At 36.9% G+C, this 12,689-nt stretch carries 11 protein-coding genes; all 11 read right to left on the bottom strand.

Annotation, left to right across the window (positions count from 1 at the left end):
• Positions 1 to 110: 110 nt before the first annotated feature.
• The gene (locus tag J3P37_RS11135; protein WP_256011196.1) at positions 111 to 1,700 is read right to left on the bottom strand and encodes a gliding motility protein RemB; all 1,590 of its coding nucleotides are present in this window, start codon (positions 1,698 to 1,700) and stop codon (positions 111 to 113) included.
• Between the two features lie 5 nt (positions 1,701 to 1,705).
• Positions 1,706 to 3,688, bottom strand: a complete 1,983-nt coding sequence (locus J3P37_RS11130) for a polysaccharide biosynthesis protein (RefSeq protein ID WP_256011193.1) — start codon at positions 3,686 to 3,688, stop codon at positions 1,706 to 1,708.
• A gap of 90 nt (positions 3,689 to 3,778) precedes the next feature.
• On the bottom strand, positions 3,779 to 4,765 hold the full coding sequence (locus tag J3P37_RS11125; RefSeq protein ID WP_256011192.1) for an MraY family glycosyltransferase: 987 nt from the start codon (positions 4,763 to 4,765) through the stop codon (positions 3,779 to 3,781).
• The gene (locus J3P37_RS11120; RefSeq protein ID WP_256011191.1) at positions 4,758 to 5,654 is read right to left on the bottom strand and encodes an NAD-dependent epimerase/dehydratase family protein; all 897 of its coding nucleotides are present in this window, start codon (positions 5,652 to 5,654) and stop codon (positions 4,758 to 4,760) included. The genes J3P37_RS11125 and J3P37_RS11120 overlap by 8 nt, the downstream gene beginning before the upstream one ends.
• Positions 5,655 to 5,711: 57 nt before the next feature.
• Positions 5,712 to 6,929: a glycosyltransferase family 4 protein gene (locus J3P37_RS23115; protein WP_256011190.1), complete on the bottom strand. Its 1,218-nt coding sequence runs from the start codon at positions 6,927 to 6,929 to the stop codon at positions 5,712 to 5,714.
• A 44-nt stretch (positions 6,930 to 6,973) separates the two neighbouring features.
• Complete coding sequence (locus tag J3P37_RS11110; RefSeq protein ID WP_256011189.1) at positions 6,974 to 7,831, bottom strand: dTDP-4-dehydrorhamnose reductase family protein; 858 nt, start codon at positions 7,829 to 7,831, stop codon at positions 6,974 to 6,976.
• A 37-nt stretch (positions 7,832 to 7,868) separates the two neighbouring features.
• A complete protein-coding gene (wecB, locus tag J3P37_RS11105; protein WP_256011188.1) occupies positions 7,869 to 8,981 on the bottom strand; it encodes a non-hydrolyzing UDP-N-acetylglucosamine 2-epimerase in 1,113 nt (370 codons plus the stop codon).
• Between the two features lie 25 nt (positions 8,982 to 9,006).
• On the bottom strand, positions 9,007 to 9,441 hold the full coding sequence (locus tag J3P37_RS11100) for a cupin domain-containing protein (RefSeq protein WP_256011187.1): 435 nt from the start codon (positions 9,439 to 9,441) through the stop codon (positions 9,007 to 9,009).
• Between the two features lie 10 nt (positions 9,442 to 9,451).
• Positions 9,452 to 10,492 carry a polysaccharide biosynthesis protein gene (locus J3P37_RS11095; protein ID WP_256011186.1) on the bottom strand — a complete coding sequence of 347 codons (1,041 nt, stop codon included), beginning with the start codon at positions 10,490 to 10,492 and terminating at the stop codon, positions 9,452 to 9,454.
• Positions 10,493 to 10,497: 5 nt separating this feature from the next.
• Positions 10,498 to 11,523, bottom strand: coding sequence for a glycosyltransferase (locus J3P37_RS11090; protein WP_256011185.1), 1,026 nt, complete (start codon positions 11,521 to 11,523; stop codon positions 10,498 to 10,500).
• 7 nt (positions 11,524 to 11,530) lie between these two features.
• Positions 11,531 to 12,685, bottom strand: coding sequence for a glycosyltransferase family 4 protein (locus J3P37_RS11085; protein WP_256011183.1), 1,155 nt, complete (start codon positions 12,683 to 12,685; stop codon positions 11,531 to 11,533).
• Between the last annotated feature and the right edge of the window lie 4 nt (positions 12,686 to 12,689).

Here is a 12,689-nt window from a genome sequence, read left to right as displayed (position 1 = left end):
TCTTTACTTGTAACTCCGACCACAAAAACTTGATTGGTCAATCAATATATTGAAAAAATCGACAAACTTCGAACTGAACGGCAAATGTACAACTCGCTAATGGCTTAAACTTAAAAATCCGAATAGATATTCCTAAAAGAACTTCTCAGACCAAAAGTAACCCAGGTTGTTTTGTCGACAGAAAGGACATTACTTTCCTTTCTGTAAATAGTCCCTGCTTCAATGCGCAGATTGGTTTTTGAGTTAATTAAGTAAGAAAAGCGACTATCAAGATAGCTGAAATATGTTTTCAGACCTTGGCCTGTGGTGTTTCCATAGTTGCCAGTCCTATCGTTATATGACTTGAAAATATCTTTCCCTGAACTTTTTTCGCTATTATCCAAACCATAAGTTGCTATATTACCTTGGATTCTCAACTGCCAGCGTTTAAAAGAATAATCCCAGATACTTAAAAACTCTCTAAAATTCGCACCAAAAGGATGCGCAAGCGGCTGATTATAGTGGCCATAGTTCAACAAGCTCGAACGCTGAGAATAGGTAAACGGCCTTGCCGTATTAAACTCCGCAAGAAAATTAAGGTTCTTTAACTTAAAGGCGTTAAAGCCCCTCACACCCAACTGAGCTCCAAACTTATTGGCCCAATAGCCTTTTCCGCCAAAAAACTCTTTAGCAGTAAATTCATCAAGCATAAACTGGCCATAAGTGGTTAGATTCTTTGCAATTTTATACTTGCCATTAAATCCGAGTAAGGCATTGTCCGGCGATCCGTTGTATCCCTCAACCGTGCGCAGAAAGATTATTGGTGTGATGTAACTTACATCAAAGCCTCTTTTTCCGAAATCATCACCATTTTGCCAGATCACTGATTCAAAAAAGCCTACAGAGAAACGTGTGTTTACATTCCAATCCAGGTAATGAAACACCCCCCATTTCTTGCGGAAGCCATTATCATAGGAAAACGGCGAAACCGTCAAATCCTGCATTTGTGCCCAGATATTAACATATTTGACGTTACCCAATGTCGTCTCAATCTTGAAAAACGGATAATTAGTGGCAACGTCTGATAGTAGCATAGAGCGATATCCGTCTCCTATGAAATTCTTATCTTGACCCAGCGTAAAAGAAAAATATTTATTTGGAGTGTAATTTAGGAGCGCGGTAGCATAGGCCCAATCCTTAGTACCACGTGTTGGCCCAAATTTATCGTTCACTTGTCCCGGGACAACTCCTGAACGGTTAATAAAAGATGTTAAATAGTTAGGAAAACGGCTTTGATTTTCATATGCGCTGGTATAAAAGCTAAATTTTTTGCCTATGTTTCCCTGAATCTGAAATCCCCGAGTATTAAGCCATGTGTTGGTTTTTCCAGAGAAGTCTTTTCCAACCTGGAAATCCGGTAAGAAATCAATATAAACATTATAGTCGCCCTTCTCGATTTGTATTAAATGTTCGCTGAATAGCTTTCGATGCACCCATGACTGGTGGGTGGAATCAGTTGTAAGTCGCGACAGCGAATCCAGCAGTTTAAATCGCCCGTCATTAGGCATAACCGGATAAATAGACGTATGAAAGTTTGAATCTACATTGTAGGCTTTAGAATTGATTTTCTGGTATAGTTGATTATCATACAAATACGCTTTTGATTGAGAATAAACACAATTGGTAGCGAGTAAGATTAGAAGCAAGAAGGATAATCTCATCAATATTAGATATTTTTCCCGGGAGTGAATTGTTCGAAAACTTCAACAAGGTTGATATCTCGTGAGATATCCAGATCTCCATAGATGGAATTATTGCTTCTAAATTCCGGTACAATTTCTTTCATTTTCGCAACTACCGGCCAATCTTGCGATTCGCAGCTTAAAGCGATCAATTCATTGATATTTTTGTGAACATCATCAAAACTATATTCACGTGTTTTAGCCACCATTATCTTGTGATGATGGGTTGGCAGGGTATTTTCTTGATCGTTTAGTAACTCCTCATACAACTTTTCACCAGGCCGTAAACCTGAGTATTCAATAGCAATATCCTGATTAGGAATCAGTCCGGAAAGACGGATCATTTTTTTTGCTAATTCCACAATTTTCACTGATTTACCCATATCAAAGATAAAAATTTCTCCACCCTCACCCATCGAGCCAGCTTCTAAAACCAAGCGACAAGCTTCCGGTATCGTCATAAAATAACGGGTAATATCCGGATGAGTAACCGTAATTGGACCACCCCTCTCTATCTGCTCTTTAAACCTTGGAATTACCGAACCATTCGATCCCAATACATTTCCAAATCGGGTGGTGATAAACTGAGTCTTTTTGAAGGTAGTTTTACTATTCAAATGCGAAAGGCCATTGCTGTAAACAATTCCACTTTGCTTAAAAGAATTAAATAAAGATTGCACATAGATCTCGGCAATTCGCTTTGAAGCTCCCATCACATTTGTCGGGTTTACCGCCTTATCTGTCGAGATCATCACAAATTTATCTACAGCATATTTTACAGATAAATCAGCAATCACTTTTGTCCCTATTACATTGGTTCGTATAGCTTCCGCTGGATTGTGCTCCATCATAGGTACGTGTTTGTATGCTGCCGCATGATAAACATAGTTGGGTTTGAAGTTGCTGAACATAGCCTCCATCCTGTTTTTATCTCTCACGTCACCAATAAATGCTTTGGCAATATCGCCTAAATTTTCATCTTGTAACTCTAGTTGCAGCTCGTGCAACGGTGTTTCCGCTTGATCGTTCAAAATGATCATGCCAGGTGAAAATTTTGCTAACTGTCTCACAATCTCACTTCCAATAGAACCAGCTGCACCTGTAACTAACACCCTTTTACCCCGTATTTGCTCGCAAATAGAATCATTACTTATTTGGATTGGCTCCCTTTCTAACAGCTCCTCAATGTCTATGTTGTGAATTTGCTGAGTATTGATGTGCCCATTAATCCAGCTCAATGCTGGAGGTAGGGTAAGGACTTTAATACCATGTTCAAGGCAATAATCTACCACTTCATTCTTCTTATCAGCTTTTATGTCAGCTGTTAATAAGATATCAGAAACTTTGCCACCAGCCGTTAGAAACTTTAATTCGCTAGAGGGATAGATTTTCACTCCATCGATCGCCTTCCCAGATTTTCGAACGTTATCATCCAGAAAAGCTACCACATTCATGTTTAAATTCCTGTCGTGATCCAATGTCCTCTTTACCGCCAACCCCGTTTCTCCAGCACCATAAATTATTACAGGTTTCCTGTTTAACTTTAGATTCTTTATATATATAAAAAAGTATTTGACTAGAACCCTATAAGTGATAAGCAGTAAAAAACTGCAGAGGCCATTAATAACCAGAACCACATTGCTTATTACCAGATCCTGCCCCAAAGCCAATTGAAAAAAGTTGGTTATTAAAAAAAGAGAATTGCTGGCAATAATTGAAAAGAGTATTCTAAACGAGTCTTGAGCACTTGTATATCGTATGATCCCTGAGTAAGTCCGAATTGCAAGGAACACAGCACAACTTATCAGGGCAAAAATGATAAGGTTACGGCTCAGCTCAGCCAGGTTTATTAAGTTAACGTTAAAATTAAAACGGACAAAGTAAGCAAAGCTTAGGGAAAACAGGCAAAAGACAAGATCCAGGCTAAAAATTATCCAGCGAGGAACGATATTTACTTGGTTAAACATAGAGGTAGCAGTGTTTCATAAGCAAATATAGTAACATAGGATTGATATTCAATTCTGAAACATATTATAAGATCTTATAAAATCTGTATATTAACCCAAAGTTGCCCCTAAGAGACGCTGCCGTCCTTCTACTGAAAACCTTACAAAGATGAAGAGCAACATGATAACAAGCCCGAAAGTCAGCAAAATCGAAATATCGTTTATATTCTTCTGGTCCCTCAAGGCAATTACAATGATATTAAAAACTAATTGAATCAAACTGTATAAGGCGGACACTTTCAAGTGTGGCCATTTCTTTTCATTTGCAAGGAATTGATAGAAATGGGTGCGATGTGCTTCTAAGATATTTTCCTTACGAACAAGCCGGAAGAAAATAGTGGTCACTGTATCTATACCGTAAACAAGGAGGAACGAGACATAAATAAAGCTCCCAGTTTCAACTATCAACTGGATCAAGAAAAAGATTATAGTGAAAGCTATGCTTACACTTCCTACATCACCGGCAAAACATTTGGCCTGTCGACGGAAATTGAAGAAGTTAAAAACAAGTAGTGCGAGGATGACCATTGTAATCAGTGACATCGAAGTAAATCCTGTCACACTCTGATTAACATAGCCGAGACTTGTTAATGTGACTAGACTATATAAACCTGTGATTCCATTAATTCCATCCATAAAGTTATATGCGTTTTTTGTTCCTACGATAGCAATAAACAGTATTATGTAATAATACCAATTGATAATGGGATGCACTTCTGCCAAAAGGAGCCCAACTGCTAGAAATTGGAAGACGGTCCGGATGCCACTATGCAAATCATCAATATCGTCTCTAAAGCTAATTCCAGAAATTAAAACCAAACCAGTTACAAATAATGGATAGGCAAAACCGGAAACAAAAAACCATATTAAAACCGCTATGGGAAAAATAATTCCTCCTCCGCGGATAGTGAGTTTAGTATGAGAACTTCTGTGATTAGGTCTGTCAATTATGTTAAATTTTTCGGCTATATAGAAATAAGAAAGTTCTAGAATGGTTAAAGAAATGAATATTATAGAATAAATAATATAATCAGGCATTTTTAAAAGACAGGGCTGTTTTTAAAATTCCTTCCCTAGCGGACAAAGGTAATTCCTTTTTTAAAACTGTTTTAATTTTCGAGTTATCTACCATATAGTTTTCTGTTAGCTTCTGCAATTTTTCCGAATTTAAAGGAAGTCGGAGAAAATCACCTATTCTAGCCATCGTTCTTATCAGACCGGGGGATAGATTTAACAATCTGGGTTTCTTTTCTAAAGAATGAGATAATAGCTGTACCACTTCAGTGGTTGAAAGAGGATCATCATCAGCAACATTATACACACCCGATGGAATATCATCTCTTTCAAGAATTTCCCTTATTACAAAACACAGATTTTCGACACATAAAAAAGACCGTCTATTTTCAAAAGCGACTAATGGATAAGGGAAACCCTTCGAGATAAAATTATAGAGTAAATTTAAATTGCCTTTGTTATTCGGACCATGTATCATACAAGGACGCAGAATATAAAAAGATTTCCCTTCTGGTAAGTCTTGACTTTGGATGTACTGCTCGGCTAACAGCTTTGATTTACCGTAGTCTGTTTTAGGAAAAGGGAAATTATCCTCTTTCAGTTTACCTTCTATTGAGTCTGCAACTGCTTTAACCGAGCTTATAAATATAAACTTCGTAGCGGTTGACTCTAGGAAGGCGGAATATATTGATTTCGTAAGATCGGTATTAACCGCATAATACTGTTCAGGAGCAGACGTTTTTTTTAAATCATGGGCTTTGCCTGCAAGATGAATCACACTGCCTGAAATTTGGCTTGAAGTAATACATCCTAACTCTCCACGCGATATTCTCTTGGCATAAATATTTCGCGCCCTAAGATAACGGTCTAGGTTGTCGCCAACGAAGCCACTCATCCCGCTTATGTGGATCATAATCTCGTCATAAGTTTACACACAATTTTCCGTCCTAATGGACTTTGCATAAATATATCAATCTGTAAATTCTCCTCTAAATATTTTTTCCAATTGAGTCACTAAAAATTCTCGTTCAAAATTTTTCTCGAAATAGTTTCTGGCATTTGCACCCATTTGCACCCTCTCAAACTCTGACAACTCATAAAACTCTAACACCTTAGCTGCCAAACCAATAGGATTCTCGGCTTCGACTGTCAGACCAGCCTTCGCCTCTTGAACTACTCTAGCTCCTTCTCCGTCTAACGACGCTAATATTGGTTTTCCTGAAGCCAAATAAGATTGAATTTTGGAAGGAATGGTTAGGCTAAAAATTGGCTCTCGTTTTAGGCTTACCAACAGGCAATCTGCACAGGCATAAAAATCTGGCATCATTTCCAAAGAGAAGGCTCCCAATAAATGAAATTGATCTTGTAAGCCTAATTCTTTTATCCTTTGTTGAACATAACTAAATTTCCTACCGTCACCAAGTATTACCCATTGTACTACGTTTGTTTTTAACGATACAAGTCGGGCAGCCTCAATTATCGTTTCGAAATCTTGCGATTCTCCAATATTACCAGCAAACAAAATTTTGAATCCCGCTGGTAGTTTATTTAGTGTGTCTATTTTAGGAGGAAGAACATTAAATAAGCTCTCCACAGAGTTTGGATAAAAGACAATTTTATTTGAACTTACACCTTGTTTTTCAATAACTTCCCTAAACGCTTCCGATTGGACTAAAATTTTGTCACTTTTTTTATAAATCCACCTGGTAACTCCGTCCAAAACATCTACGATCCATTTATTTGTTACCCCCCCCGCAGCAATCACACTTTGAGGCCACAAGTCCTGCACCCAAAAAAAGATGGGAGCTTTTTTAAGCCATTTCATGAAAATAGCAGGTATTCCGACAGTTATAGGTGAAGGTTCATAAACTAATATCCTATCAAATGTCTCCTTTACCAAAAAACCTCTTAACGAGTTAAAAAATGCAAATGATAAATAATTAAGAAATAACCTCGTGGAGCCCGACCTGCCCCTGGGAATCATAGGAGATCTATATATCTTAATTTTTTCCAAAAATTCTATCCTCCTTGAAAAAAAAGAGTATCCAGGATAGAATTTTCCCTGCGGATAATTAGGTTGGCCAGTCAAAACTACTATCTCATGCCCCCTCTCCGTCAAAGCGAGTGCAAGATCATTAATTCTAAAATTTTCAGGCCAAAAGTATTGTGTAACAATAAGAATTTTCACGCTTCTAATTTACAAATTTAAACCTCAGGAAATTTGTTATCATATTACGAAGAATACTTGTAAAATTCAGAATGTTCGTCAATCCAACTTTTCATTTCTCTTAGCATCACCTCATAAGAAGGAACTTGGTAAGTAAAATCTTTATTTGTCTTGATCAGAGACTTGTCTACTTTATACTCATCAAAAGGCTCAATTATAACATCATCCTTTTTAAAGACTCTTTTCATGAGAGAGGTTAATTCGAATTTATTTATCTTTTTATCATTCACTAAATGATGTAAACCATGTATATTCTGGTTTATAGCCTCTTCTATGGCCTTTGCCAGCTCAATTGTCGTCACCCCTGTCCAATAAGCCTTCCTGTATCCTTTTATATTTCCTTTTTGCTTCATAAACCAGTGGAATAGACCGATACCGCTTGATTTTAATTCAGGACCAATTATAGAAGTTCTAAGTGTTAGGTGATTGGAATAAGTCACCTCGCCTAAAGCCTTTGTTTGTGCATAGTACCCTTGGCCATCCTTACTACTTAATTCGGAGTAGTTCCCAACTTGTCCACTAAAAACGCAATCCGTACTTATATGAATAAGTTTAAATCCAAGCTCGTTCCCTGATCGTGCTAAAAAATGTGGCAAATAACTGTTTAAAAGTATCGCTTTATCAGGGTGATCTTCCGCATCTTTATTTAGAACACCGATACAATTAATAACGACAGAAGGCATTTCAGCTTCCAGCAGTTTTTTCAAAGCGGAAAAATCTGAAACATCCAATTGATATCTTGGCTTATGAAATCTCTCCCCTCTTGCTATATCAACAACCTCAAAACTTGAGTTTTCCATAAGGGTTTTATAAATAACATGACCAGCCATTCCTTTCGAGCCAATTATTAAAATCTTCTTCATAAATAGGTTGTAACGATAACGGGATTTCCTGAATAAATTACTTATTCCATGTAACTCTGTTTACGATGGATGTATAGCTTTGAATGGCCCTTATAACTCTATCAGAGGTATTTTCGACCATATATTCCCACGGCACGTCCACACTCCTGGTCTGTTTTACAATCTCTATTGCCTGTAAAATCTGATTAGTTGTAATCCCTCCTAAAACAATTGACCCGGAGTCTACAGCTTCAGGTCGTTCAGTACTCGTTCTTATGCTCACTGCAGGAAACTTCATCATTGCTGACTCCTCACTTATAGTCCCACTGTCTGATAAAACAATAAACGAGTTCTTTTGCAAGCTTACATAATCAAAAAAACCTAGAGGAGGCACGTTCTTAATCAAAGGATTAAATTGTATGTTTCTCTCTTTAATTCTCTTAAGAGTTCTTGGATGAGTTGAAAATACAATGGGCATTTTGTACTTTTCAGCGACGGCGTTTAAACTTGACGCTAGTATTGTAAAGTTATCCTTTAAATCGATGTTTTCTTCCCTGTGGGCACTCACCACGATGAACTCGTTTGATTTTAGACCAAGTCTGGCGAGAGCAGTTGCGGACTCAATTTGGCTTGAATACTTCATTAAGACTTCCTTTAGAGGAGATCCTGTTACAAAAATATGATCTTTGCGAAATCCTTCGCTGAGTAAATATCTCCTGCTATGTTCCGTATAACATAAATTAACATCACTAATATGATCTGAAATTTTTCTATTAATTTCTTCCGGTACATTTTGGTCAAAACACCGATTGCCTGCTTCCATATGGAAAATAGGTATCTTGAGGCGTTTTGCCGCAATGGTGCTTAATACGCTATTAGTATCTCCCAATACTAATATAGCGGCTGGCATTTCCGTTGACAAAACTTCGTACGACTTAGCAATTACATTCCCAATAGTTTCTCCAAGATGGCTCCCGGCAACATTTAAAAAATAATCAGGTTTTCTTAAATCTAAGTCTTCAAAGAAAATCTCATTTAATTCATAATCATAATTCTGACCTGTATGAATCAGAATGTGATTATAAAAGATGTCACACTTCTTAATGCATTCTGCTAACCTGATAATCTCGGGTCGCGTACCTACAATTGTCGCTACCTTTAGTTTTTCCATACTAATACTGACACTCTATATATTACTACCATTTAAACCATTTTTTTGCATCGAACCGATAGTCATCTTCCTGAGATTCTTCGACAGAAAAGTTCGAAAAAACCAGCATTTTAGAATTTGGCTCTGATGCTCTAAAGCCAGTGGCATACCCTCCAGGAACGTGAAGTATGTGATTCTCAGATGATGTTAAACTATATTCTTCCGGTGGGATATTTTCAGATGGCGACAACCAGTTGTCAATCCTAATTAAAACCACTTCAAAACCTCCAGCCACTACATTAAACCATTTCTTTTCATACCGATGCCCCTGCCATGCCCTGACAACTTGAGTATCAGGGTGCTCTAAAATATATAACCGCTTTACCGCGCTCAGGTCAAAATCGTTAAAATAGCGGAGCGATCCCCTGAAGTCTGAATGCTTTTCCCCGATAATGATTTGGGCTTTAAGATTGGATAACATTAAAGTCTCGTTAAAAGTGTTGTGTTAGAACATCCGTTTCATGAAATACTTCCTTTCGGATTAATGGCAATTTAGACAGAAGACTCTTCATTCCCACAACATCTTCTCTTTTTGTGTTATGAGAATGATAGTCTTCAACTTTGGAAATATCTTGTTCTCCCTCAGAAAAATACTGATTGTAATTTAAATCACGATTATCAGCTGGAATCCTGTAGAACTCTCCCATATCTTCAGCTTTTAACATTTCCTCCCGCGTGCATAAAGTTTCATATAACTTTTCCCCATGTCTGGTCCCAATTATTTTAACTTCGGTATTTGATTGACAAAGCTCTTTTAAAGCTTGCGCTAAATCTCCAATAGTTCCCGCAGGCGCCTTATTGACGAATAGATCCCCTTGTTTTCCATTTTCAAAAGCAAATAGAACTAGATCAACAGCTTCTTCTAAAGACATTAGAAAACGCGTCATGTTAGGATCTGTTATTGTAATAACTTCCTTGTTTTGTATTTGCTTTAAAAACAAAGGAATAACAGAGCCTCTGGACCCCATGACGTTCCCGTAACGTGTTAAGCAAATTGTGGTAACATCATCATCTATATTTCGAGAAGCTGCAATAGCAACTTTTTCCATTAAAGCCTTTGAAATGCCCATGGCATTTATTGGATATGCTGCCTTATCTGTACTAAGACAAATTACTTTAGTAACTTTGTTGTTAACAGCGGCCTCAATTACATTCTGTGTGCCAAATACATTCGTCTTTGTGGCTTCAAGAGGAAAAAACTCGCATGATGGAACCTGTTTTAATGCTGCAGCATGGAATACGTAATCTACTCCACGCATTGCATATTCAACACTTGCGTAGTCTCTAACATCTCCAATATAAAACTTTAGTTTGGGATGGTTGAGAGCTACACGCATATCATGTTGTTTTTTTTCGTCTCGAGAGAAAATACGAATCTCTTTAAAATGATCTGTATTTATAAATCTGTCTAGAACAGCGTTGCCAAACGATCCTGTACCGCCAGTTATTAAAAGCACTTTATTTTTCAACATATCAATTAAAAGACATTAATTAAATTATCAATCTCGTTTTTTACAACAACCTCAGTTGGCATTGAAATCCCTTCGTTTAAGACAATTACTAACTTGCTGGCGAGATCCTCTGCTTTATACGGATTAAATGTGGCTGACGGCCTTATAACGTCATATACATATGGCAGATCTGCAGCAATAATATTACAACCTGCATTTGCCGCTTCAATCAAAGGTAATCCAAAGCTTTCAGCTAATGAAGGAAAGATTAAACAATTCGCTGATGAATATAATGAATAAAGCTTTTCTTTGTCGCAGTATCCGTGATTTATGATTTTCAATCCGCCTTCATTAAGGGTCTTGATTTTATCTATCAACGCGGTGTAATTCTCAGGGATGGTTAAATGCAGCTCGGCTTGATATTTGTACTTTTTTAATAAGATAATCCAGGCCTCAAATAAAACATCATGGTTTTTTTGTTTTACTCCATCTGCTACATAAAGGAACATCAGCTGGTTTATCTTTTTACTGGTACGATACTGTGAGAAATTATCTAAAAAAAACGGATAAATAAAAATATTCTGAGGTGAAATACTTAAACCTTTCGCAAGCTTTTTTTGCATAGATGGAGTCTGAACTATCCATTTGTAAGATTTTCTATTCCTCAATAAGATATAATACCTGCGCAAAAGGAAAAGTAGTTTTTGCTTTAAAGAATACGCATTTTTTTCTTTAACAGGAGATAAGATCAACGTATTGTGAAAAAGGATATAAACTTTCAAGCCCTGGATAGAGGTTGGCGGTGGCACATTTGCAAAACAAAATATTGTAGTAATTCCAACAGGTAGAGCTTTATAAAATCTAGCGCGATCCTTTTCATTACTAGTTATAGAATAGCTATCAAACAATTTCTCGTTGTTAGAGGAGATCGTTAGACGTCCATCTAATAAGATATGGAACTCTTTCCCTTGCGATTTAATTGCTTCAACAAAATACTCTAAAAGAACCTTACCTCCACTTTGGTTAATATAGGTCGCGTCGATTAACAACATTTGTATACTATTTTATTGTTAGCAGCCATCTCCAAAAATTCGCTGTCATCCTCTCCCAGGTTTTAAAATTACTTACAAACCTCTTGACACGAGCTGTATTTTGCACTACCATCTCTTCGTCCCAGTTAACAACTTCGCCTATTAAAGAAGCCAACTTCTCAGGCGAGTCCTCATAAACAAATTTAATAACCTCCGTATATTCTTCACTAATACCTGGTGTGTAAGTACTAACGATCGGCTTATAGTAAGAAAGATATTCTAATAATTTAGAGGGAAATATTGACGTATTGGTTTTGTCACCGATTAATCGAGGGTTGACACATATCGTTGCGTTGCGATAAAGTTGCTGCAGTTCAACTTCACTTACCACTCCTTTATAAACCACACGCTCTCCCCGACTTAAAAATCTCCTTGCAACAACATCTTCACATTTCCCTGTCACTATTAGATGTAAACTTGGATCCGGCACAAGTTTGAAAGCATCTAATAAAAGATCAATTCCATTATGTTTAGTAACCCTTCCCGTATACAAAATATATTTAGTTCCTGTATAGTCGCCGGAATTTTTATCCTCGGAATCGAAAACCTCAACTCCACCCTCAATGTGAAGTTTGTTAATCGCTTTTGATTGATTGTAGAGATGTTTTGAAAGATAAACAGTTCCATTGGAAAGCTTCAACAATGGGTTATATTTATCAGTACGGTCATTTATAGGATCGGCGACTACTGCTATCCACTTTATAAAAAAAAGAAATCTGCATACTAATGCAGCAAGGAAATTATAACTGTAAATATTATAAGTAATTACAGCATGAGGTCTCTTCTTCTGTTTAATTAATAGTTTGATAATGGAAGATACCACCAACAGATTGGTAAAAATATTTCTGATATATGGAATGTTAAAATACCAAGCCAATGACTGCTTTAAATCATTCGGCGTACAGGATATGTCTCCCGAAACAAAAAGAGGTCCACAGGGAAAAGCTCTTTTAGGCTTATGACCAAAAGAAAAAACCTCAATATTTCGGTCATTAATTAATGATCTGATGAATCTTAACTGCCATTTATTACCGGCGGGACTAATAGCATCTTCCAATTCAACGCTCGAATCATTAAAAACTGATCCTAACCAAATTACATAAGCGTTATCAATAGACTTCATCAAT

Source organism: Desertivirga xinjiangensis (assembly GCF_024436435.1).
Taxonomy (GTDB): domain Bacteria; phylum Bacteroidota; class Bacteroidia; order Sphingobacteriales; family Sphingobacteriaceae; genus Desertivirga; species Desertivirga xinjiangensis.
Note: the sequence above shows the minus strand (reverse complement) of the source record. Positions and strands in the feature narration are given on the sequence as shown.

What these genes read in the sequence shown, in the direction of transcription:
- J3P37_RS11095 (WP_256011186.1), bottom strand. Translation starts at nt 10,492, where the DNA reads ATGTTGAAAAATAAAGTGCTTTTAATAACTGGCGGTACAGGATCGTTT.
- J3P37_RS11090 (WP_256011185.1), bottom strand. Translation starts at nt 11,523, where the DNA reads ATGTTGTTAATCGACGCGACCTATATTAACCAAAGTGGAGGTAAGGTT.
- J3P37_RS11130 (WP_256011193.1), bottom strand. Translation starts at nt 3,688, where the DNA reads ATGTTTAACCAAGTAAATATCGTTCCTCGCTGGATAATTTTTAGCCTG.
- J3P37_RS11125 (WP_256011192.1), bottom strand. Translation starts at nt 4,765, where the DNA reads ATGCCTGATTATATTATTTATTCTATAATATTCATTTCTTTAACCATT.
- J3P37_RS11110 (WP_256011189.1), bottom strand. Translation starts at nt 7,831, where the DNA reads ATGAAGAAGATTTTAATAATTGGCTCGAAAGGAATGGCTGGTCATGTT.
- J3P37_RS11085 (WP_256011183.1), bottom strand. Translation starts at nt 12,685, where the DNA reads ATGAAGTCTATTGATAACGCTTATGTAATTTGGTTAGGATCAGTTTTT.
- J3P37_RS11135 (WP_256011196.1), bottom strand. Translation starts at nt 1,700, where the DNA reads ATGAGATTATCCTTCTTGCTTCTAATCTTACTCGCTACCAATTGTGTT.
- J3P37_RS11100 (WP_256011187.1), bottom strand. Translation starts at nt 9,441, where the DNA reads ATGTTATCCAATCTTAAAGCCCAAATCATTATCGGGGAAAAGCATTCA.
- wecB (WP_256011188.1), bottom strand. Translation starts at nt 8,981, where the DNA reads ATGGAAAAACTAAAGGTAGCGACAATTGTAGGTACGCGACCCGAGATT.
- J3P37_RS11120 (WP_256011191.1), bottom strand. Translation starts at nt 5,654, where the DNA reads ATGATCCACATAAGCGGGATGAGTGGCTTCGTTGGCGACAACCTAGAC.